At 64.9% G+C, this 21,457-nt stretch carries 22 protein-coding genes; 10 read left to right on the top strand and 12 right to left on the bottom strand.

The window, feature by feature from the left end; translation table 11 throughout:
- Together I6F20_RS36990 and I6F20_RS36995 are read left to right on the top strand one after the other, a co-directional pair.
- On the top strand, positions 1 to 460 hold a 460-nt coding region (locus tag I6F20_RS36990), incomplete at its 5' end, for a DUF2147 domain-containing protein (protein WP_225131381.1).
- 178 nt (positions 461 to 638) lie between these two features.
- Positions 639 to 995 (top strand): hypothetical protein, encoded by a 357-nt coding sequence (locus I6F20_RS36995; RefSeq protein WP_225131383.1) that lies wholly within the window; start codon positions 639 to 641, stop codon positions 993 to 995.
- Positions 996 to 1,134: 139 nt separating this feature from the next.
- On the opposite strand, the gene I6F20_RS37000 is transcribed toward I6F20_RS36995, so the two are convergent.
- Both I6F20_RS37000 and I6F20_RS37005 read right to left on the bottom strand, forming a co-directional pair.
- Positions 1,135 to 1,539: a (R)-mandelonitrile lyase gene (locus tag I6F20_RS37000; RefSeq protein WP_036012436.1), complete on the bottom strand. Its 405-nt coding sequence runs from the start codon at positions 1,537 to 1,539 to the stop codon at positions 1,135 to 1,137.
- Between the two features lie 23 nt (positions 1,540 to 1,562).
- Positions 1,563 to 2,261, bottom strand: a complete 699-nt coding sequence (locus I6F20_RS37005; protein ID WP_036012452.1) for a ribonuclease activity regulator RraA — start codon at positions 2,259 to 2,261, stop codon at positions 1,563 to 1,565.
- A 257-nt stretch (positions 2,262 to 2,518) separates the two neighbouring features.
- On the opposite strand from I6F20_RS37005, the gene pxpB reads away from it, so the two are divergent.
- Genes pxpB through I6F20_RS37020 form a run of 3 tightly spaced genes read left to right on the top strand, consistent with a single transcriptional unit; the run spans position 2,519 to position 5,087 of the window.
- Complete coding sequence (gene pxpB / locus I6F20_RS37010; protein ID WP_225131385.1) at positions 2,519 to 3,250, top strand: 5-oxoprolinase subunit PxpB; 732 nt, start codon at positions 2,519 to 2,521, stop codon at positions 3,248 to 3,250.
- Entirely contained in the window at positions 3,247 to 4,284 is a 1,038-nt protein-coding gene (locus I6F20_RS37015; RefSeq protein WP_225131387.1) for a 5-oxoprolinase subunit C family protein, read from the top strand. The genes pxpB and I6F20_RS37015 overlap by 4 nt, the downstream gene beginning before the upstream one ends.
- A 32-nt stretch (positions 4,285 to 4,316) precedes the next feature.
- Positions 4,317 to 5,087, top strand: a complete 771-nt coding sequence (locus I6F20_RS37020; protein ID WP_225131398.1) for a LamB/YcsF family protein — start codon at positions 4,317 to 4,319, stop codon at positions 5,085 to 5,087.
- A 108-nt stretch (positions 5,088 to 5,195) separates the two neighbouring features.
- Here the strand turns inward: I6F20_RS37020 and I6F20_RS37025 are convergent, their stop codons facing one another.
- The 6 genes from I6F20_RS37025 to I6F20_RS37050 form a co-directional block, all read right to left on the bottom strand.
- Positions 5,196 to 5,348 carry a hypothetical protein gene (locus I6F20_RS37025; RefSeq protein ID WP_036028094.1) on the bottom strand — a complete coding sequence of 51 codons (153 nt, stop codon included), beginning with the start codon at positions 5,346 to 5,348 and terminating at the stop codon, positions 5,196 to 5,198.
- Positions 5,349 to 5,572: 224 nt separating this feature from the next.
- Positions 5,573 to 7,189, bottom strand: a complete 1,617-nt coding sequence (locus I6F20_RS37030; protein ID WP_036012449.1) for a sulfite reductase subunit alpha — start codon at positions 7,187 to 7,189, stop codon at positions 5,573 to 5,575.
- On the bottom strand, positions 7,186 to 8,970 hold the full coding sequence (locus I6F20_RS37035; protein WP_225131408.1) for a NirA family protein: 1,785 nt from the start codon (positions 8,968 to 8,970) through the stop codon (positions 7,186 to 7,188). Before I6F20_RS37035 ends, I6F20_RS37030 begins: the two co-directional genes overlap by 4 nt.
- 334 nt (positions 8,971 to 9,304) lie before the next feature.
- Positions 9,305 to 10,468 carry a CmpA/NrtA family ABC transporter substrate-binding protein gene (locus I6F20_RS37040; protein ID WP_225131410.1) on the bottom strand — a complete coding sequence of 388 codons (1,164 nt, stop codon included), beginning with the start codon at positions 10,466 to 10,468 and terminating at the stop codon, positions 9,305 to 9,307.
- The gene (locus tag I6F20_RS37045) at positions 10,465 to 11,055 is read right to left on the bottom strand and encodes an ANTAR domain-containing response regulator (RefSeq protein WP_036012463.1); all 591 of its coding nucleotides are present in this window, start codon (positions 11,053 to 11,055) and stop codon (positions 10,465 to 10,467) included. Before I6F20_RS37045 ends, I6F20_RS37040 begins: the two co-directional genes overlap by 4 nt.
- A 247-nt stretch (positions 11,056 to 11,302) precedes the next feature.
- Positions 11,303 to 11,866: a hypothetical protein gene (locus I6F20_RS37050; RefSeq protein WP_225131412.1), complete on the bottom strand. Its 564-nt coding sequence runs from the start codon at positions 11,864 to 11,866 to the stop codon at positions 11,303 to 11,305.
- A 280-nt stretch (positions 11,867 to 12,146) separates the two neighbouring features.
- Between I6F20_RS37050 and rimO the strand changes: the two genes are divergently transcribed.
- The gene (gene rimO / locus I6F20_RS37055; protein WP_225131414.1) at positions 12,147 to 13,466 is read left to right on the top strand and encodes a 30S ribosomal protein S12 methylthiotransferase RimO; all 1,320 of its coding nucleotides are present in this window, start codon (positions 12,147 to 12,149) and stop codon (positions 13,464 to 13,466) included.
- Between the two features lie 94 nt (positions 13,467 to 13,560).
- Here the strand turns inward: rimO and I6F20_RS37060 are convergent, their stop codons facing one another.
- Positions 13,561 to 14,502, bottom strand: coding sequence for a hypothetical protein (locus I6F20_RS37060; protein WP_225131416.1), 942 nt, complete (start codon positions 14,500 to 14,502; stop codon positions 13,561 to 13,563).
- A 123-nt stretch (positions 14,503 to 14,625) separates the two neighbouring features.
- On the opposite strand from I6F20_RS37060, the gene I6F20_RS37065 reads away from it, so the two are divergent.
- The 3 genes from I6F20_RS37065 to I6F20_RS37075 all read left to right on the top strand — a co-directional run bounded on the left by I6F20_RS37065 (position 14,626) and on the right by I6F20_RS37075 (position 17,485).
- Positions 14,626 to 15,285, top strand: a complete 660-nt coding sequence (locus tag I6F20_RS37065; RefSeq protein WP_225131417.1) for a tetratricopeptide repeat protein — start codon at positions 14,626 to 14,628, stop codon at positions 15,283 to 15,285.
- A gap of 97 nt (positions 15,286 to 15,382) precedes the next feature.
- Positions 15,383 to 16,024 (top strand): hypothetical protein, encoded by a 642-nt coding sequence (locus I6F20_RS37070; protein ID WP_225131428.1) that lies wholly within the window; start codon positions 15,383 to 15,385, stop codon positions 16,022 to 16,024.
- A gap of 270 nt (positions 16,025 to 16,294) precedes the next feature.
- A complete protein-coding gene (locus I6F20_RS37075; RefSeq protein WP_225114991.1) occupies positions 16,295 to 17,485 on the top strand; it encodes an acetylornithine transaminase in 1,191 nt (396 codons plus the stop codon).
- Between the two features lie 113 nt (positions 17,486 to 17,598).
- Here I6F20_RS37075 and I6F20_RS37080 read toward each other — a convergent pair whose 3' ends face one another.
- The 3 genes from I6F20_RS37080 to pcsA all read right to left on the bottom strand — a co-directional run bounded on the left by I6F20_RS37080 (position 17,599) and on the right by pcsA (position 20,161).
- Positions 17,599 to 18,573, bottom strand: a complete 975-nt coding sequence (locus I6F20_RS37080) for a quinone oxidoreductase family protein (protein ID WP_036012480.1) — start codon at positions 18,571 to 18,573, stop codon at positions 17,599 to 17,601.
- An 86-nt stretch (positions 18,574 to 18,659) separates the two neighbouring features.
- Positions 18,660 to 19,385, bottom strand: coding sequence for a TerC family protein (locus I6F20_RS37085; protein WP_036012482.1), 726 nt, complete (start codon positions 19,383 to 19,385; stop codon positions 18,660 to 18,662).
- Positions 19,382 to 20,161 carry a phosphatidylcholine synthase gene (gene pcsA / locus I6F20_RS37090; RefSeq protein ID WP_036012484.1) on the bottom strand — a complete coding sequence of 260 codons (780 nt, stop codon included), beginning with the start codon at positions 20,159 to 20,161 and terminating at the stop codon, positions 19,382 to 19,384. Before pcsA ends, I6F20_RS37085 begins: the two co-directional genes overlap by 4 nt.
- An 87-nt stretch (positions 20,162 to 20,248) precedes the next feature.
- Here pcsA and I6F20_RS37095 point away from each other — a divergent pair, with 87 nt between their 5' ends.
- On the top strand, positions 20,249 to 21,433 hold the full coding sequence (locus tag I6F20_RS37095; RefSeq protein ID WP_225131433.1) for a UbiH/UbiF family hydroxylase: 1,185 nt from the start codon (positions 20,249 to 20,251) through the stop codon (positions 21,431 to 21,433).
- Positions 21,434 to 21,457 lie beyond the last annotated feature (24 nt).

The following is a 21,457-nucleotide window of genomic DNA, read 5'->3' on the forward strand; positions in this document are numbered from 1 at the left end:
GCCGGCCGAGCAGCACGCCGCGCCCGCCGTGCCCCCCCCGCCCGCCCCGGCCGTGGCTGCGGCTCCGCCAGCCCCGCCTCCGCCACCTGCGCCTGCTCCCGCTCGCGTTCAGGCGGCCGCAGTGCCGCCTGCACCTGCAACTGCGCCGACGCGCGACCTCAATTCGCCGGTCGGCGTCTGGCTCACCGAGGAGAAGGAAGGCAAGGTCCGCATCGAGCAATGCGGCACCAACCTCTGCGGCTATTCGGTCGACAGCAAGTCGAACCAGAACGGCGAGCAGGTGCTGATCAACATGAAGGCGGGCAAGGACCAGAAATGGTCGGGCCGCATCCTCGATCCCAACTCGGGCTCGACCTACGATTCAACGATCGCCATGAAGGGCACCGACCGGCTGCGGGTGCAGGGCTGCGCCTTCGGCGGCATGTTCTGCGGCGGCCAGACCTGGACGCGGGTGAACTGAGATCCACCTGATCGTTCTTACTCAGACAAGGGGCCCGCGATGCGGGTCCTTTGCTTTTGCGCCCTGGCGTGCCGGCGTGCGCAGGCTCACACAGCCTTCTGCGCACGTGACAGCCCTCACATCGCCGGTTCCGCACGCGTGTGACGGTCCCCCGCATGGTCAACCACAGGGGCGTGTCATGAACGTGTTTCGCAAGGCTCTATTCGCCACCGCCGTCGTCATCGCTGTCCCGCTCGCGCAGGCCGACGCTGCGACAAGCACGTTCGATGGCGCGTGGAACGTCCGCATTGCTTCATCAAGCCAGGCCTGCGGCAACGGCGCGACTGTCTCCATCGGCATCAATAATGGCCAGATCGCCTCGAGCAGCGCCGCGGTGACGGCGTCGGGACGCGTCGCCGAGGCCGGCAACATCAAGGTCACCCTGAGCACCGGCATCAAGCGTGCCATTGGCTTCGGCCGGCTCAGCGGCGCGTCCGGCTCCGGCACCTGGCGCGGCGCCATGTGCACGGGCACTTGGACCGCGGAGAAGATTTAGGTGCCGTGTCCCGGACAAGCGGCAGCGCGAAGCGTTGCCGCGCAGAGCCGGGACCCAGTGCTCTCAGTGGGTCGAAGATCTGGGTCCCGGATCGGCGACGCATCGCTTTGGGCGATGCGTCTTGTCCGGGACACGAGAGTCAGCCCACCGCCGCGCCATACTCCGCGTCGGTGACCGGCTCCAGCCAGGTCGAGTAGACGCCGTCGAGCGCTTCCTGCATGGCGATGTGGCACATGCCGTTGGTCGGCGATGCGCCGTGCCAGTGCACTTCACCCGGCGGAATCCAGACGGTGTCGCCGGGACGGATTTCCTGGACCGGGCCGCCCTTGGTCTGAACGCGGCCGACGCCCGAGATCACGTAGAGCGTCTGCCCGAGCGGATGGTGGTGCCAGTTGGTGCGCGCGCCCGGCTCGAATGCGACGCGCGAGACGTTCAGCCGTGCAGGCGCCGGCGCCATGTTGATGGGGTCCTGCCACACGGTGCCGGTGAAGTGTTCCTTCGGCGCGCGGCGGGTCGGCCGCGTGCCGGCGAGCGTGATGTCCATGAGGGTCCTCGTTCCTTTGTCCGTTACTTCTTGCTGGCGGCGTAGCGCGCCTTGGTTTCGGCGTTCATGGGATAGAGGCCCGGCAGCACCGCGCCGTTGTTCACCTCGTTGACGATCCAGGCTTCCATCCGCTCCTGCTCGACGCCCTCATTGAGGACATGATCGAGCATCGCCTGCGGGATCAGCACGCAGCCGTCCTGGTCGGCGACCACGATGTCGTTCGGGAAGACGGCAACGCCGCCGCAGCCGATCGGTTCGCCCCAGCCGACGAAAGTGAGGCCTGCAACCGACGGCGGCGCGGCATAGCCGTCGCACCAAACCGGCAAATTGGTGCCAAGCACGCCCTCGACGTCACGCACCACGCCGTCGGTGACAAGCGCGGTGACGCCGCGCTTGACCATGCGCGCGCAAAGGATGTCGCCGAAGATGCCGGCATCGGTGATGCCCATGGCATCGACCACGGCGATGCAGCCCTCCGGCATCGCCTCGATCGCGGTGCGGGTCGAGATCGGCGACGACCAGGATTCCGGCGTCGCCAGATCCTCGCGCGCCGGCACGAAGCGCAGCGTGAAGGCCGGTCCCACCAGCCGCGGCAGGCCCGGCCGCAACGGACGCGCGCCGCGCATCCACACATTGCGCAGGCCCTTCTTCAGCAGGACCGTGGTGATGGTGGCGGTGGTGATGCCGGCGAGGGTCTTGCGGGCTTCGGGGGACAGCGACATGGACGAGAACGAGCTCCAAGGTGCGGGACAGAACGCGCGCATCTTGCGAGCCGAGAGCTTTGCGTCAAGGGCCAAGAGGCTAGCAATTACGCAGGGCCGCAGCGCCGTTATGCGATGCGATAACAAGGCTTTATCGCTTCCCCTTGCATTAATTTATTGGACTTGCGGGCACATTTACGCGAAGCAGGGACAAGCGGAACTCAAGGTCGAGCCCGCATTCCCGAGAAGCCCGATTACGACAGCGCTCTGACAGCTCAATGGCCGCGACGCTTCCCCCGCCCCGCCTTCTGCCCAGCGGCGACAGTGCCGTCACGGTCGAGTTCAGCCGCACCATCGACGACGATGCCAACCAGCGCGTGTTGGCGCTCGACAAGGCGCTGCTAGCTGCGCCCATCGACGGCATCACCGAGACCGTGCCGACCTATCGCTCGCTGCTGGTCCATTACGATCCCGGCGAGATCGGCTTTGAGGCGCTCGGCGAAAAGATCCTCCCGATCGCCACCCGGCCGCTGCCGCCGGTCACCAAAGCGCGCCGCTGGCGCGTTCCCGTCGCCTATGGTGGCGAGCACGGCATCGACCTCGAGGACGTCGCCAAGACGTTGGGCACCACGCCGGATGACATCGTCGTCAGGCATTCGCGCGGCGACTATAAAGTCGCCATGATCGGCTTCACGCCGGGCTGGTCCTATCTCAGCGGTCTCGACAAATTCCTACACATGTCGCGGCGGCAATCGCCACGGCTGCTGACGCCATCAGGCACGATCTCGATCGGCGGCGTCCAGGCCGGCATCCAGTGCCTGGCCGCCCCGAGCGGCTGGCATCTGCTCGGCCGCACCCCGGTGCGAACCTATCAGCTCCACCGCAATCCGACCTTCCTCACCGAGCCCGGTGACCGCGTCACGTTCTACCCGATCGACCACAAGACATTCGAGGACATGGACCGCGCTGCGGAAGCCGGCGAGATCGTCGCCGAGCAGGTGGACGCATGAGCCGGCTCGTGGTTGCCAGCATCGGCCCTGCCAGCTCGGTCCAGGACGGCGGCCGCCACGGCGCGCAGCGCTACGGCTTGACCGTGAGCGGAGCGATGGACCGGCTGTCGCTTGCGGCGGCGAACACGCTGGTCGGCAACGAGCCGTTCGCGGCCGCCATCGAGATCGGCCCGTTCGGTGCCTCCTTCACCGCCCGCGACGGCGCCGTGCGCGCGGCGATATCGGGCGCGCCGCGCAATGCGGACATCGCCGGCAGCGCGGTCGCGATGGACACCTCGGTGACGCTCAAGGATGGCGAGACGCTGACGCTCGGCTTTGCCCGCGGCGGCGCCTTCACCTATCTCGCGATCGAAGGCGCCATCAAGGGCGAGACGGTGTTCGGCAGTCTTGCTGTGAACGCCCGCGCCGGCCTCGGCAGCCCCTACCCGCGCCCGCTCCAGGCCGGTGACGAGTTCACGGTCGATGCCGCCAGCGGCGCACCGGAGCTGCGCATCGAGCTGCCGAAGCCGGCGAGCGGCCCGATCCGCGTGCTGCTGGGTCCTCAGGACGACGAGTTCGACGACGCCAACAAGGCGCTGTTCTTGGACAGCGAATGGAAAATCTCGGCGACCTCCGACCGCATGGGCTACCGCCTCGAGGGCCCCGCGATCAAGCATCTGCACGGCCACAACATCGTCTCCGACGGCACGGTCAACGGCAGCATCCAGGTGCCCGGCAACGGCGCGCCGATCGCGCTGATGATGGATCGCGGCACCTCCGGCGGCTATCCGAAGATCGCAACCGTGATCACGGCCGATATCGGCCGCCTCGCCCAGACCTCGGCAGGAACCGCGTTCCGCTTCAAGGCGGTCAGCATGGCCGAAGCGCAGGACGAGGCGCGCAAGTTCGCGCAAGCGATCCGCAGCCTGCCCGATCGCCTGCGCTCCTCCGACATCGTCGCCCTCAACATCGAGGCGCTCAGCGATGCTAACGTGGCGGGCTATGCGGTGAGCGCGGTCGATGCCGGGACGTGGCAGGTCACGGCGGAGCCGTAAGCGACAACAAGACCAGAGGCGGAGAGCAACCCATGAAAACAGTCGATCTGAATTGCGACCTCGGCGAAGGTTTTGGCGCGTGGGAGATGGGCAACGACGCCGCGATGATCGAGCTGGCAAGCTCGGTCAACGTCGCCTGCGGCTTCCATGCCGGCGACCCCGACATCATGCGCCGGACGGTGGACCTTGCGAAGGCGCGCGGCGTCTCGGTCGGCGCGCATCCCGGCTATCGCGACCTGCACGGCTTCGGCCGGCATCCGATCGCAGGGCTCAAGGCCTCCGAGATCGAGAACCTCGTCGCCTATCAGATCGGCGCGTTGCAGGCGATCGCGACCGCGGCCGGCTACAAAGTCACCCATGTGAAGGCGCACGGCGCGCTCTCCAACGTCGCCTGCGAGGACGACATGACGGCGAAGGCGATCGCCGCCGGCATCAAGGCGGTGGATCCCAGCCTGATCTTCGTCGTGCTCGCCAATTCGAAGCTGGTGAAGGCCGGCGAAGACGCCAACCTGCCGATGGTGCACGAGGTGTTCGCCGACCGCGCCTATGAGGATGACGGCAACCTCGTCTCGCGCAAGAAGCCCGGCGCGGTGCTGCACGACGCCAAGGCGATCGCCGAGCGCGTGGTACGCATGGTGCAGGACGGCGCGGTGGTGTCCGTCACAGGCAAGGTCATCAAGATGCGCACGGATACAGTGTGCATCCATGGCGACACGCCCGGCGCGGTCGAGATCGCGCGCGGCGTGCGTCAGGCGTTGAAGGCTGCGGGGATCGAGGTGGCGCCGTTCAAGCGCGGAGCGTGAGCAGGGTGGGTGTCGTAGGGTGGATTAGCGAAGCGTAATCCACCTCTTCTGCTGCAGCCATACAAGTGGTGGGTTACGCCTCCGGCTAACCCACCCTACGCAGACACATCAAAACGGGTGCACCGACAGCGTCCCGAACACGATCGCCGCGATCACCGCAAACGCGCTGTACATCGCAACGTGATGCATGCTCGCCCCGGTCCGGCGCGAGAGCGAACGCGCGTAGAAGTGCAGCCTGGCTTCCGCCGATAGTTCGCGCATGGTCGATCTCCAACGCCCCATTTGCGGGAGTATGAAGGAACAACCAGGGCGGGAGGCAAGACGGTGGCGGAAAAAGCGATGAGGATCCTCTGGAGGCCCCCCATCGCAGATGCAAATTCTCTTCACCAGCAGGTTCCGAGAATCTTATTCGTTAGAATCCAAGCCAGTTGGAACCGGGACGGATGACAATCGGATGACGCCCAACCCCGAGAGGAGTCGTCCGACTAGTACACGTCAGCCTGGAAGCGGCCGGTCTTCTTGAGTTCGGCGACGAAGCTGACGGCCTCATCGGTCGAACGTGCCCCGAACTGGGCGACGATGTCGACCAGCGCGCGCTCGACGTCCTTGGCCATGCGCTTGGCATCGCCGCAGATGTAGAGATGCGCGCCCTCGGCGAGCCAGGTCCACAATTCGCGGCCGACCTCGCGCATGCGGTCCTGCACGTAAAACTTCTTCTCGCCGTCGCGCGACCAGGCCAGCGACAGGCGCGTCAGAAGCCCGGAGGTCTTCATGGCGTTGAGCTCGTCCTGATAGAAGAAATCGCAATCGCTGCGCTGATGGCCGAAGAACAGCCAGTTCTTGCCGGGCGCGCCGGTCGCCTTGCGGTCGAACAGGAAGGCGCGGAACGGCGCGATGCCGGTGCCGGGACCGACCATGATGATCGGCGTCTTCGGGTCTTGCGGCAGGCCGAAATTGTGCGCCTTCTGCACATAGACCTTGAGCTTCTCGCCTTCGTTGATCCGCTCGCCGAGGAAGGTCGAGGCGACGCCGAGCCGCCTGCGCTTGCCGATGACGTAGCGCACCGAGTCCACCGTCAGTGACAGCTTTCCCGGCGTCGCATTGTGCGAGGACGAGATCGAGTAGAGCCGCGGCTGCAGCGGCTCCAGCGCCTCGACGAAGGCCTCGGGATGCGGCCGCGTGCCGGAAAACTTCTGCAGTGCCGCCATCACGTCGAGCGTCGCGGCATCCCCATCGGGATCCTCTCCCTGCGCCAGCGCCCGCGCCTTCTCGCGCTGCGCGCCGCCGGTGATGAAGGAGATCAGCTCGAACAGCGTGTCGGGCGCCGGCGACAGCGAGACGTCGTCGATCAGCACCTCGCGCAACGTCTTGCCGTTGACTTTGGTCGTGTGGGAGGCGCCGAGCAGCGCGATGATCTGGTCGACGAGGCCGACGTCGTTGCGCGGGAAGACGCCAAAACTGTCACCAACCACATAGTCGAGCTTGCCCTCGGAGAGATCGAACTCGATGTGATAGGTCTCCTTCTCCGACTTGCCCTTGTTGAGAAGACGGCGCGACAGGAAGGTCGCCTGGATCGGATTGTCCCGCGAGCGGCCGGGCTCTGCGATCGTCACGGTCACAGCCGGCGCCGGAGCGCCGGCCTTGTCGGTGCTCTTGTCGGTGGTCTTGGCCGCGGGCGCCTTGTCGAGCTCCTCGTACAGCGATTTCAGCATCCGCGCGGTTTCCTTGCCGCCGGGGACGCACAGATTGAGCCGCGCTTCGCTACGGCTCGCGATTGCTTCCGAATAATCGTGGCAGTTGTAGCCGCACTGGCCGCAATCCTGCTGTGCCATCGCCGCCATCATCTTGCGGCGCAAGGGACGGCCTTCGGCAAGCTTCATCCGCTCGGCGATCGGCATGGTCTGGTCGTGCCACGGCGCTTCGCCGTCGTCGCCGTCACCGGCCTGCATGACGGCGGCGCCCTGCTCTGCCGACAGCGGTGTTGCGACGTCAGGCGACAAAAGCCCGGCAAAGAAGCCGTTCAGCCAGGAGCGCTGCGCATCCGAGAACGGGGCGCTGGCGGGGATGATATCGAGTTTCGGCGGAGGCGTGATCTGGTTCATGCGGACACCTGTGCATCGGCAAGCTTGCGCAGCGTTTCGCCGTCATGGCGGCGCGCGAAGGAGAGGAAGGTTTCGTCGGGCGAGGCGCGATGGGCGAGATAGGCCTTGAGCAGCGCCTCGACCGTCTTCGGTACGTCCTCGGCCTTGAGGTCGTGATAGACCTCCTGCCCGACATCGGCATCGGGACCGAATCCGCCCCCGGTGAAGAGGTGATAGCCCTCGACAGTGTCCTCCTCATTGATCGGCACGCGCGCGCCGATCAAGCCGATGTCGCTGATGTAATGCTGCGCGCAGGAATGATGGCAGCCGGTCAGGTGGATGTTCACCGGCTTGTCCATGGCGACGCGCGGCTCACACCAGTCGCCGATCTCGGCGGCATTGCGCTTGGTGTTGGACGCTGCGAAGCGGCAGCCGGCATTGCCGGTGCAGGCGATCAGGCCGGCGCGGATGTGCGAGGCCTCGACCGCGAGCCCGATCTGCTTGATGGCGGCAGAGGCGAGCTCGACATTCTCGTCGCGCACGCCCGAGATCAACAGGTTCTGCCAGACCGTGAGCCGGATCTCGCCGTCGCCGAGGTCGCGCGCGACCTTGGCGAGGCCCCGCATCTGATCGGAGGTGAGCTTGCCGAGTGTCAGCGATACGCCGATCCAGTTGAGGCCGTCCTGCTTCTGCTTGTGCACGCCGATATGGGCCATGCGGTCCGCCGTGGGCCGCGGCGCGAACGCCTCTTCCGGCACGCGCGTGAACGGCGTCTTCAACCGCTCCTCGACCAGCTTGAGGAAGCCGTCATGGCCCATCGCGTCGAGCACGTATTTAAGCCGTGCCTTGTTGCGGTTGGTGCGGTCGCCATGCTCGATGAACACGCGCACGATGGCGTCGGCGACGGCGGTCGCCTGCTCCGGCTTGACGATGATGCCGGAATATTTCGCAAAGTCTTTGTGACCGGTGATGCCGCCGAGGCCGAGCCGGAACCAGACGCCGGGCTCGACGCCGAAACCGTCCTTTACCTCATAGGCCGTGAAGGCGATGTCGTTGGTCTCTTCAAGCACCGCGATCCGGCCGGCGCCGTCGAAGGCGACGTTGAACTTGCGCGGCAAACCGTAGAGCGAGCGGTCGTTGAGGATGTGGTAGTGCCACTCGCGGGCATAGGGCCGCGTGTCGATGATTTCCTGCGGATCGATGCCGGCGGTCGGCGTTCCCGTCACGTTGCGGATGTTATCGGCGCCGGAGCCGCGCGAGCACAGGCCGAGCTCCTGGATGCCCTCGATCATTCTGATCGCGTGCTTCGGCGGAATCTCGCGCAGCTGGAGATTGGCGCGCGTCGTCACGTGGCTGTAGGGGCCGCAGAGCTCGTCGGCGAGATCGGCAAGGCCCGACAGCTGCCAATGCTTCATGATGCCGTTCGGGATGCGCAGGCGGCACATGTAGGAGTCCTGCGTCGGCGCGACGTAGAAGATGCCGTAATAGCGCCAGCGGAAATTATCCGCCGGGCTCGGCGGGGTGTTGTCGAGGGCCTGCTGGCGCAGCCGCGGATAGGCGTCGAAGGGGTGCTCGTCGCGCTTGAACTTCTCCTGATCGGCGAGCTTCTTGCCCGACGCGATCACCTTGTCCTGCGCCTTGATGTGCACGGCATCGGGACCCACAGGCTCGGCATTCGCCTTGCCGCTGCCGCCACCACCAAGGCCGCGGCCGACGCGGCTGATCTGCAGGCCGGTCGTGAAGCCTTCGAGATAGCGTTTCTGCTCGTCGGTAAAGTCGACTGAGACCGTATCGATTTTCATGGTGTGTAACGAAGCTCCTGCGGCCACCTTCGGTGGCTTCGACGGATTGCGCGACCCGCGAGGAACGTCAGGCTGGCTCAGGAGCCGGCTTCGTTACTCACGGTCCGATCAGCTTCGTTGCTGCGGGACTTGGCTCAGCAGGCACCTATGACAAGCTGGCCGCAGCGCAACATTCAAGTTGCGTGCCAGCTTGGTCGAAATAAAAACCAATGAAGTTTCAGATAATTAGGACGTCACCCGGAAACTGCCGGCTTGGGAACTCTCCCGAAATACGAGCAGCCAGCTCAAACATTAGCCAAGGATCTTAGTTGCTCAAAAGCGAAGCAACCGCGAATCAGGCCTTCCAGCGCCCGACCCCGAAGGCCTCGAGATGCCCGCGGATATCGTTGGGGTCGAAGGCCGGACCGGCAAAGGCGCCGAACGCTGCGGGACCCTCAGGCGGCGCCCTGTTGCCGAGCGCCGCGTCGTAGAGATCGGGCCTGAACACCGCCATCGCCGTCTTGACCCCGTCAGGGGTGAGCGCCGTCTGGCCCCAGCGCACCATTTGGGCATAGAGCCAGGCGGCCTGGACCGAATCGGGACGCCCTGCCCCTTCGCGTCCGACCAGCAGGTAGCGGCCGCTTTCGCGGAAGGTGCCATCGGGCGAGATCTTCAGGCGCCCCGTCAGGGTGCGTTGGATGACCTCGGCGTCGACGCCGATCCGTTCGGGTTGGGCCAGGATCTGCGCCGCCTCGGTCCGGTTCTCGGGATGCTCGATGAACTCGGCGGCCTTCACGGCTGCCCGCACCAGGGCTGCGACCACGTCCGGGTTCTTGTCGGCAAAGGTCTGGCGGACCGCCAGCACCTTCTCCGCCGCACGCACCAGAATGTCGGCGACGAAATGCAGGATATGGCCGATGCCGAGATCGACCGCGACCGAGTTCCAGGGCGCGCCGACGCAGAACGCATCGACATGGCCGTTCTTGAGACTGTCGACCATATAGGGCGGCGGCAGCACCACGAGGCGCACGTCCTCGTCGGGATCGACGCCCGCCGCCGCCATCCAGAACCGCAATTGATAATTGTGGGTGGAGAACGGGAAGGTCATGCCGAAGGTGAGCGGCTCGGCCCCTGCCTTGCGGCGCTTGGCAACCACCTTCGCCAGCGCTTTCGCCGTCGCCATCGGGTCGAAGCGATCGCCGTCGATCTCCTCCATCAGCGCGGCATGGAGCGCCGGCGACACCGTGATAGCATTGCCGTTGATGCCGAGATTGAAGGCCGCGGCGATCGGCACCTTGACGTGACCGAGCCCGAGCGAGGACGCGATCGCCACCGGCGCGAGCAGATGCGCGGCATCGAACAGGCCGATATTGAGCTTGTCGCGGACGTTGGACCAGGAGACCTCGCGCACCAGCTCGACCTCGAGCCCCTCGGCGGCGGCAAAGCCCTTGTCGACCGCGACGATCAGCGCGGCGGCATCGACCAGCGGAATGAACCCGATGCGGAGGGGAACGGTCATTTCAGCATCTCCGACGCGGTGATGATCGACTGCGCGATCTCGCCGATTTTCTTCTTCTCGCGCATCGCGGTGGAGCGCAGCAGCACATAGGCCTCGTCCTCGGTCAGGCCCTTCACCTTCATCAGAATGCCCTTGGCGCGCTCGATGATCTTGCGGTCCTCGAGCTGCGACTTGGTGCGCTCCAGTTCCTCCTGGAGCTTGGCGAAGGCGTTGAAACGGGACACGCAAAGGTCGAGGATCGGCTTGATGCGCTCCTTCTTCAGCCCGTCGACGATATAGGCCGACACCCCCGCCTCGACCGAGGCCTGGATCGAGGCTGAATCGCTCTGGTCGACGAACATGGCGACCGGCCGCTTCACCGCGCGGCTGACCTGGAACATCGCCTCCAGCACGTCGCGGCTGGGGTTTTCGAGATCGATCACGATGATGTCGGGGTCCGCCGCATAAATACGGGCCAGCAGGCTCTGCATCTCGCTGATATGGACGACTTGGGTAAACCCGGCCTCGCGCAATCCCTCCTCCAGGATCGCGGCCCGGATCGGGCTTTCGTCGACGATCACGATTTTGGGCGACTGTTCGGCGCTCATGGCTCACTCACGGCAGCTGATTCATCCATAGCACGCCGGATCGCCCTGCAAAGGGTTGTAATTATGGGCAATTGGGACTAGCTCAGGCCGGTCAATCAGGCAGATTAGATATGGATCAGACGGCTGCGCCCAAGGTCAGCTTCGGGTCGCTCGGGTGTCCCTGACACGACGAATGTAAACTCTCCGTGCCGCCCTCCCGCAAGAAAACGCTCGCGCAGCCTTCAGCTGCGAAGCAGAACTCATGCTCTCACGGAATCTTCGCGCCAACGATCATCTTGTCGAGAAGTGGCACCGCGGCCAGCACCGCCGCCTCAGTGCGGCCGGAGACCGCTAGCCGCACGACGTAGGAATTGCCGTCCTTGTCGAGATCAGCGTAATGCGCGATCACTTCAACCGGCTGGTCCTTCAGGGATGGATTGTCGTAGCGGTTGATGACGACCTTGGGGTTGACCGAGGGAAGCGTAGTGATCTTGGCATTCTTGCCGGATGTCGTCGCCCAATCGCTATCGCTCGTTGCGATCCATTGAACCAGTTCGGTGCGGTCCTCGTTATAGCGGCCTTCGGCATAGATGATTGCTTCTGCTTTACCGAATGTCTTCCCTTTGGGAACGAACATCGATGCGCCGTATTTGAGACTCGCGGCCTCATCCCTCGTCCACCCGTCGGGTGCCTTCACGCGAGGCCTGAATTCCGGACACAATCGTTCCTGCCGATCGCAGACATGGATGATCTTGTCGACTTCAGCGCGGGCCGGAAACATGGCGCCATAGGAAACGGTAATGAAAGCCAAGCCGAAGATGAAGCGGCGCATAGTGGTTAAGCTCCGTGAAATCAAGCAAGAAACCGAATAACAACCAAAACGGGCGTGTTCGAGCAATTCACCTCGGATCCTCCACTCGCTCGATCCGAATGAGCTTCCAGACCAGGAACCGTCAGTCAGTAATACCGTCGCTGGTGACTGGCCGATCACGCCAACTACGCGCGCGTACTGCTTTAGCCGCGCGCCGCATACGTTAGTTGTTGAATTTCGCCATCGGTTCAATTACTTGGATCGCAAATCCAGACAATTCAGATAGGCTCCAGGCGATTACATGGACAGAGCGCCGCGCATTTCATTCACGTCACTCGGGTGTCCCAAGGCCTTGGTGGATTCCGAGCGCATCATCACGCGGCTGCGCGCGGAGGGCTATGAGCTCGCCCGCAAGCATGACGGGGCGGACATCGTCATCGTCAACACCTGTGGCTTCCTCGACAGCGCCAAGCAGGAATCGCTCTCGGCGATCGGCGAGGCCATGGCCGAGAACGGCAAGGTGATCGTGACCGGCTGCATGGGCGCGGAACCGGAAGCGATCGAGCAGGCCTATCCGGGCGTGCTGTCCATCACCGGCCCGCAGCAATATGAGAGCGTGCTGAACGCCGTGCACCGCGCGCTGCCGCCGGCGCACAATCCGCATCTCGACCTGGTGCCGCCGCACGGCATCAAGCTGACCCCGCGCCACTACGCCTATCTGAAGATTTCCGAGGGCTGCAACAACCGCTGCACCTTCTGCATCATTCCGAAGCTGCGCGGCGACCTCGTCTCGCGCCCAGCCGATGACGTGCTGCGCGAGGCCGAGCGCCTCGTCGGCGCGGGCGTCAAAGAGCTCCTGGTGATCTCGCAGGACACCTCAGCTTACGGCGTCGATCTCAAATATGCCGAGAGCCCGTGGAAGGACCGCCAGGTCCGCGCCAAATTCCTCGACCTCGCGCGCGAGCTCGGCGAGTTGAGAGCCTGGGTCCGGCTGCAATATGTCTATCCCTACCCGCATGTCGACGAGGTCATCGCACTGATGAACGAGGGCAAGGTACTGCCCTATCTCGACATCCCGTTCCAGCATGCGAGCCCCGAGGTGCTGAAGGCGATGAAGCGTCCGGCGGCGCAGGACAAGACGCTGGCGCGGATCAAGCGCTGGCGCGAGGAATGTCCCGATCTCGCCTTGCGCTCGACCTTTATCGTCGGCTTCCCCGGCGAGACCGATTCCGATTTCGCCTATCTGCTCGACTGGCTCGACGAGGCCGAGATCGACCGCGTCGGCTGCTTCAAATACGAGCCGGTCGCCGGCGCCACCTCGAACGCGATCGAAAACCCGGTGCCCGAAGAGGTCAAGCAGGAGCGCTACAACGCGCTGATGGCCCGGCAGCAGAAGATCTCGGCGCGGCGGCTGAAGCGCAAGATCGGCACGCGGCAGCAGGTCATCATCGACGAGGTCGGCCCGACCGTGGCCAAGGGCCGCTCCAAGGCCGATGCGCCGGAGATCGACGGCGCGGTGTATCTGACGAGCCGCCGCCCGCTGCGCGTCGGCGAGATCGTCACGGCGAAGATCGAGCGCGCCGACGCATACGATCTGCACGGCAGCGTCGCGGGGTTCTGACCGCGTTCCGTCATTGCGAGCGTAGCGAAGCAATCCAGAATCCCTCCGCGGGAACAGTTGCTTCGCTACGCTCGCAATGACAGTGTGGAGACAATCACGCCAGCCATTTCGGCACCCAGCGCTCCGGCCTTGGTGCACGGGCGAGATCGGCTTTCGCCTCGGAGAGCAATGCCGGTTCGCCGTCGATGGTCGGGCGTACATCGTATTCGAAGCTCGGCATGACGCGGCCGTCGGCGTAGAGGCCGAACCTCACCGCATACCATAACCCGAGCTCAGGCTGAGCCTTCCACATCTGTTCGCGCAGATCGCGCAGCAGGGATTCGATCGAAGTCGCTTCCTCGAACGGCTGCGGTCCGCGCGTCAGCACGCGCGCTTGGTATTGCTTGCCGACGATCGCGACCTCGAAACGCGTCTTATCCCAGGCATTCTTGCCCTTGGGCAGATGGGCGGTCAGCCGCCAGCCGAGTTCGGCCATCATGCGATGGTTGGCCCAATAGTCCTCGCGGTCCCGGCTCCATTTTTCCATGAAGCCGCGGAAATCAGGCAGCTCCGGGGGCCCGTCGTCACACGCCGCCTTGTCGCCAACGGGCTGTCCAGCGAGCCATTGCGCAAGTTCGACGGTCTGAGGCTCGACTTCGTCATGCGGCTTCAGATCGCTCCAGGCCCTGTCGAATTGCTGCGACGTCAGCCTCGTCAGCAGCGCATCGAGGCTCGGCGCCAGCAATTCGTAGTCACCCTCGGATCCCAACCCGACGATCGGTGGATTGTCACGATCAAGACCCGCGCCATACCAGCCGCCAACGGCCGAGCCGTCAGGCAGGCGCATGAATAGCGAGAACCGGTCGCGCAAGGAACTGCCGTCGACGATCGGCGCGGAGTCCGAGAATTGGCCCTGCAGCGAGAAGCAGCCGACGCTGCCCCAGGGACGCCCCTTCAGCCAGGCCGCAAAGTCGACCAGCAGCGGCGGCGCCTCGATGCCAGGCGGAAACGCGCCGCGAATGCTGTCGAGGTCGATCGGATAGGGCGTATCGGACAAGGCTTTGAGCTATCTGGTTGGTCCCGCCTTCTTGGTCTGGGCGGTGATGCATTCGGTTCGAACCAAGTCGCGTCCTTCGATCACAAACGCGCTAGAGGCGCAATGGTTTCGACGCGACAAACAATGAAACACGATGAAACGTCAGGGATTCTCCTCAAGCTGTCCGCACTCGGCCTGACGATAACCCTGCTCGCGCTGCCGGCCCCCGCCGACGCGCGATCACCATCCACCGCGCAGGCCCGCCAGTGGTGCTTCGCAAACGACGGCGGAGGCAGTGACGACCGGCGCTTCGCCGGCTGCTCGGCCCTGCTCAAGGCCAATACCGACGATGTGCACGCGCTCGCCAATCGCGGCGAAATGTTTCGGCGACGTGGCGAGCCCGAGCGCGCCGTGGCGCTGGCGCTCGACGATTACGACCGCTCCATCAGAGCGAATGCGAACCGCGCGGACGTGTTCAATTCGCGCTGCTTCACCCGCGCGATCGTCGGCGGCCTGCAGGAGGCGCTGGCCGATTGCGAGCAGTCGCTCAAGATGGCTCCCAACGATGCCTACACGCTGGACAGCCGCGCCCTTGCCCATCTCAAGCTCGGCAACCTCGACGCGGCGATCGCCGATTACGATGCCGCGCTGAGCATCAAGCCGGGGCTCGACGGCTCGCTCTACGGCCGCGGACTGGCGAAGCGCAAGAAGGGTGACAGCGAAGGCGCCGAGCGCGACATCGCGGCCGCAAAGGCGATCAACGCCGGCATCGCCGATGTGTTCTCGCATTACAGTGTCGAGTAATCGTCACGTTAGGAATGTGACACTATAATGCATTCACGCAGCGGTCACGGACTCGACCTAACTCTGCCCGCGTCTTCAACGCGAGCGAGGGATGAGGATGAGCCGCCTCTCGGACATGCTGCGCACGCAGCGCTTCGACGATTACCGCTTCTACCACCAAAGCACCGTCAACCAGACGCTGCACCTGATCAGCGCCGTCATCTTCCTCGGCTGCTATGCCCTGCTGTTCAAGGACCCTGCTCTCGCCGGCATCGTCGGCTGGCTCGCGATGCTGACGCGGCAGACCGGGCATTTCTTCTTCGAGCCGAACGGCTATGACGCCGTCAACGGCGTCAGCAACGAACACAAGGAAGCGATCAAGGTCGGCTACAATCAGGCCCGCAAGATCGTGCTGCTGCTGGTCTGGGGCAGTGCGCCGCTGGCGCTGTTCGCCTTTCCGACGCTGTTCGGATTGTTGGATGCGCCGGCGTCCCGCCTCGATTTCGTCCGGCATGTCGGCGCGCTCTGGCTCGCCATCGGCATCGGCGGCGGACTTGCGCGCATGCTGCAGCTCTTCGCCACCCGCGACGTCACCACGGGCTTGGTCTGGGTGTCCAAGGTGCTGACCGACCCCTTCCACAACATCGCGCTGTACTGGAATTCGCCGCTCAAGCTGCTGCGGGGCGAGCTGATCGACACCGCAATCGCGGACGCGGATTGGGGCGATGCAGAGGCCGAGGAAGCCGCGCACCCGACCTGACCGATGCACGCTCGGCGTGCATCTTGAAAAAAGCCTGCTTGACAAGTCCTGCCATTCGGCTGTACGGACCCGCCCCATGATCAACGCCCGGACCAACCAGCGCACCGAAATGCTCCGCCGTCGCTCCCGCGACGACGAGAGGGTGCGCCATGTCCGAGGACGCCGCTGAACCACTGAATTCAGCTAGTTTTCGAGAAAGGCCGCACCCGCAAGGTGCGGCCTTTCTGCTTTTTGCGCCCTTTTTTCCACCCGCCTCCAGAGGAGTACGACATGACCACGCATCCGTATGACGCGCTGATGGACATCACCGCACGGCCAAAGACCGTGTTCGTCCGCGGCGCCGGCTCCTACCTCTGGGACGACAGCCGCAAGCGCTATCTCGACTTCGTGCAGGGCTGGGCCGTGAACTGCCTCGGCCATTCCCCGCCCGCGATCGCCGACGCGCTCGCAGCTCAGGCCAAGCGGCTGCTGACGCCGAGCCCGGCCTTCTACAACGAGCCGAGCCTGAAGCTGGCGCAGGCGCTGGTCGAGCACAGCGCGTTCGATCAGGTGTTCTTCGCCAATTCGGGCGCTGAAGCCAACGAAGGCGCGATCAAGCTCGCGCGCAAATATGGCAGCCTGCACAAAGGCGGCGCGTTCGAGATCATCAGCTTCGAAGGCGGCTTCCACGGCCGAACGCTGGCGACGATGTCGGCTTCAGGCAAGAAAGCGTTCGAGCCGCTGTTCGAGCCGAAGGTAGCGGGCTTCAAGAAGGCCAAGCTCAACGACATCGGCTCGGTCGAAGCCCTGATCAACGCCAACACCGTCGCCGTGATGCTCGAGCCGATCCAGGGTGAATCCGGCGTGTGGCCTGCGACCGATCAGTTCCTGCAGCAGCTGCGCGCGCTGACCGAGGCGCACGGCCTTTTGCTCATCTTCGACGAGATCCAGACCGGCATGGGCCGGACCGGAAAGCTCTTCCATTACGAGCACACCGGCATTGCGCCCGACATCATGACGCTCGGCAAGGGCATCGGCGGCGGCGTGCCGCTCGCGGCCCTGCTCGCGACCGAACGCGCGTCATGCTTCGAGCACGGCGACCAGGGCGGCACGTTCAACGGCAACCCGATCATGTGCGCGGCGGGCCTCGCGGTGCTCGAGGAGGTCAAGAAGCCCGACTTCCTGAAACAGATCGCCGAGACCGGCCTCCTGCTCGAAAGCGACCTGCAGAAGGTCTCGGCCCGGCATGGCCTCGGCGGCGTGCGCGGACGCGGCCTGTTGCTCGCGCTCGATCTCAAGCTGCCGATCGCACCCGGCATCGTCGCGCAGGCGTTCGAGGCCGGCGTGCTGCTGAACGCGCCGCAGGTCGACAGCTTGCGCTTCATGCCGGCGCTGAACGTCACGAAGGAAGAGATCGCCGAGATGATCGAATGTCTCGACGCGATCTTGACCAAGGCCGGCGCGGCAAGACGCGTCGCGTAGTGCTGTAGGGTGGGCAAAGCGAAGCGTGCCCACCATTTTTCACCGCAATGAAGATGGTGGGCACGGCGCTCCGCGCCTTTGCCCACCCTACGAAACCGCCGATGCCGAAAGAGCTACGGCTTCAAGATCGAAGCCCCGGTGGTCTTGCGGCTTTCGAGATCGATATGCGCCTTGGCGGCGTCCTTGAGCGCGTAGGCGTGGTTGATCGGCACGTGCAGCTTGCCGTTGATGACCGCGGCGAACAGGGTGTCGGCACCTTCGAGCAGTTCCTTGCGCGTGCCGACATAATCGTTGAGCTTCGGCCGCGTCGCGAACAGCGAGCCGTGATTGTTGAGCTCGGCGATCGCGAACGGCGGCACGGGGCCCGACGCATTGCCGAACGAGACGAACATGCCGCGCGGCTTCAGGCAGGACAGCGAGCCCGGGAACGTCGCCTTGCCGACGCCGTCATAGACGACGTCGCAGCCCTCGTTACGGCTGATCTGCTTCACGCGCGCAACGAAATCCTCCTCGTTGTAGAGGATGACGTGATCGCAGCCATTGGCCTCCGCAAGCTCGGCCTTCTCGCGCGAGCCGACGGTGCCGATGACATGCGCGCCAAGCGCCCTCGCCCACTGGCAGGCGAGCAGGCCGATGCCGCCGGCGGCGGCGTGGACCAGCACGCGGTGATGCGGCTCGACCTTGAAGGTCTTGTGCAGGAGATACCAGACCGTCAGCCCCTTCAACATCAGCACGGCACCCTGCTCGTAGGTGATGTGATCGGGCAGTTTGACCAGCTTCTCCCAGGGGATGTTGCGCTCGCCGGTATAGGCGCCGAGATTGTGGTAATAGGCGACGCGGTCGCCGGGATGAAAATTCGTCACGCCTGGCCCGACCGCGACCACCTCGCCGGAGGCCTCATTGCCGGCGATGAAGGGCAGCCCCGGCGCCTTGTAGAGGCCGGTGCGGTAATAGACGTCGATGAAGTTGAGGCCGACCGCGTGCTGGCGGATGCGCACCTCGCCGGGCCCGGGCGCCGGCACGTCGACGCTCTCATAGACCAGGGCTTCGGGGCCTCCGACCTTGTGCACACGGATGGCTTTCGTCATCACCTGACCTCCTCTTCGTGCGGCTGAGCGAAAGCTATCGCGCCCGCCTTGTCAACTCGACGCCGACTGGAAACGACCCAACGCGACTACTTGGCGGCTTTCCGGCGGTTGCGCCTGGCCAGCACGTTGAAGAACTCCACCGCCGCCGAGAACGCTATTGCGAAATAGATGTAGCCGCGCGGAATGTGGAAGTGGAATCCGTCCGCAACCAGCGCGACGCCGATCAACACCAGGAAGGCCAGTGCCAGCATCTTGGTGGTCGGATGCTCCGCGACGAATCGCGCCACCGGACCCGCCGAAACGTACATGACCGCGCATGCGATCACGACCGCCGCGATCATGATCTTGATGTCCTCGGCCATGCCGATCGCAGTGATGATCGAGTCCAGCGAGAACACGATGTCGATGATCACGATCTGGACGATCACCCAGAAGAAGGCGCTGCCTGTGGAGTCCTTCTCGCTCGCGTCGTGATCGGATTCGACCTCGCCGTGAATCTCATGTGTGGCCTTGGCGATCAGGAAGAGGCCGCCGCCGATCAGGATGAGATCGCGCCAGGAAAAAGCATAGCCCTGAATCGAGAGCACCGGAGCGGTCAGGCCGATCAGCCAGACCAGGAGACTGAGCAGGATGAGGCGAAAGACCAGTGCCAGCGCAAGCCCGATCTGGCGGGCGCGCTGCGCCGGTTTCTCGGGAAGGCGCGAGACGAGCACCGAGATGAAGATGACGTTGTCGATGCCGAGCACGATCTCGAGCGCCGTCAAGGTGAGCAGCGCGGCCCAGGCTTCCGGGCTGGTCAGCAGCTCCATCACGCCGATAATCTCGCCAGGGATTTCGCCAACCGGATCAAGGCATCGCTGAAGCTGATCCAGAGCGCGATGGCGCAGAGCACGACGGTCACCCCGGTGCCGACGCGAAAATCCATTTGCAGCGTGTAGAAGGCGAGCAGCGCCCAGACCGCGATCAGCGACATCGTCAGCCAGCGCAGCCGCACCACCCTGACAGGGTGCAGCACATGGAAAGGCACGAACGTCAGCACGACCAGCGCGGCGACCAGCAGCGTCGCCCACAGCGGCGGCCAATGCAGCAGGAACAGATAGAACGCGGCCGCGTTCCAAAGCGCCGGGAAGCCGCGGAAATGATTGTCGTCGGCCTTCATGCGCTGGTCGGCGAAATACAACGCGCTGGTCACGATGATGGCGATGCCGAGCAAGGGAGCCGCTACCGGCAGCAGCATGCCGCTCGCAACGATCGCATAGGCCGGCACGAAGACATAGGTGCAGAAGTCGACCACGAGATCGAGCACGTCGCCCGACCAGTTCGGCTGCACGTTCTTGACGTCGAGCCGCCGCGCGATCGGCCCGTCGATAGCGTCGATGATCAGGGCGACGCCCAGCCATTGAAACATCGCCGCCCAGTGCTCGCGCACGGCCTCCAGCATCGCCAGGAGCGCGATTGCCGCGCCGAAGGCGGTGAAGATGTGTACCGAGAAGGCTGCGGCGCGGATCACCGGTCTCGGCTTCAGGGAATCCTGCTGAATATCCATGGCTTCTGCTATCAGAATGCGACCGGTTTGCACATCCGCCATTGCGGCGCACGATCGCAAAATTCGCCATAAAATCAGGGAAATATAGGTGGGCTTGAATTTGCCGCCCGGCGTGTCAAATGTCGTTCCATGATAGACGCATCGACACTCCATGACGCGGCCGTGATCGGCGGCGGACCTGCCGGCCTTGCCGCGGGGATCGCCCTGGCGCAGGCGGGTGCCCGGACCGCACTGGTGGCGCGCCGCGTTCCCTATGCCGACAATCGCACCACCGCATTGCTCGGCGCCTCCATCGATCTATTGGAAGGCCTCGACGTCTGGTCGCGCTGCAGGGACAAGGCGGCTGCGCTGGAAGTCATGCGCCTCGTCGACGACACCGGCCGGCTGTTCCGCAGCCCCGAGGTGCGCTTCTCCTGTCACGAAATCGGCCTCGATGCGTTTGGCTACAACATCGACAACCGCTCGCTGATGCTGGCGCTGGAAGCGCGCGCGGCCGAGCTGCCCAATCTCGTCCGCTTCGACGACGAGGCCGAAAGCGTCGTCATCGAGGCCGACGACGTCGCGCTGCGCACGGCGTCCGGACAGTTTCTCTCGGCGCGCCTCGTGGTCGGCGCCGACGGCCGGCACTCGCTGTGCCGCGAGGCTGCTGGCATCGCCGTGACGCGGCGCGAGCTGAACCAGACTGCGCTGACCTTCAACATCAGCCATGCCCGGCCGCATCGCAACGTCTCGACCGAGTTCCACACGCCGCACGGGCCTTGCGTGTTCGTGCCCCTGCCCGGCGACCGCTCCAGCATCGTCTGGGTCGCAGCGCCTGCGGAGGCTGAACGGCTGCGCGGCTTGAGCGACGAGGCGCTGTCGGCGGCGATCGAGAAACAGTCGCATTCGATTTTGGGACGGATGAATGTGGAGCCTGGCCGCAACCTGTTCCCGCTCGCGATCGAGCGTCCGAAATGCTTCGGCCGCGACCGTATCGCGCTGGTCGGCGAAGCCGCCCATGTGGTGCCGCCGATCGGCGCCCAGGGCCTCAATCTCGGCCTGCGCGATGCCGCCGACATTGCCCGGCTCGCGGGCGAGGCCATCGCCGCGGGACAGGATCCCGGCGCCGACGATGTGCTCAAGCGCTATGACCGCGCGCGGCGTCCGGACATCCTGAGCCGTACCTTTGCGATCGACATCGCCAACCGCTCGCTGCTCAACGATTTCCTCCCGCTCCAGCCCGTCCGCGCCGTCGGCATGCACCTCCTCGGCGCCATCGGCCCGCTCCGCCGCTTTGCGATGCGCGAAGGCTTGACGCCGACCTGGCGGCGGTAGGTGGGGCTATAAATCAAAACGCCT

Origin of the sequence: Bradyrhizobium sp. IC3123 (genome assembly GCF_020193625.1) — a bacterium.
Lineage (GTDB): Bacteria > Pseudomonadota > Alphaproteobacteria > Rhizobiales > Xanthobacteraceae > Bradyrhizobium > Bradyrhizobium yuanmingense.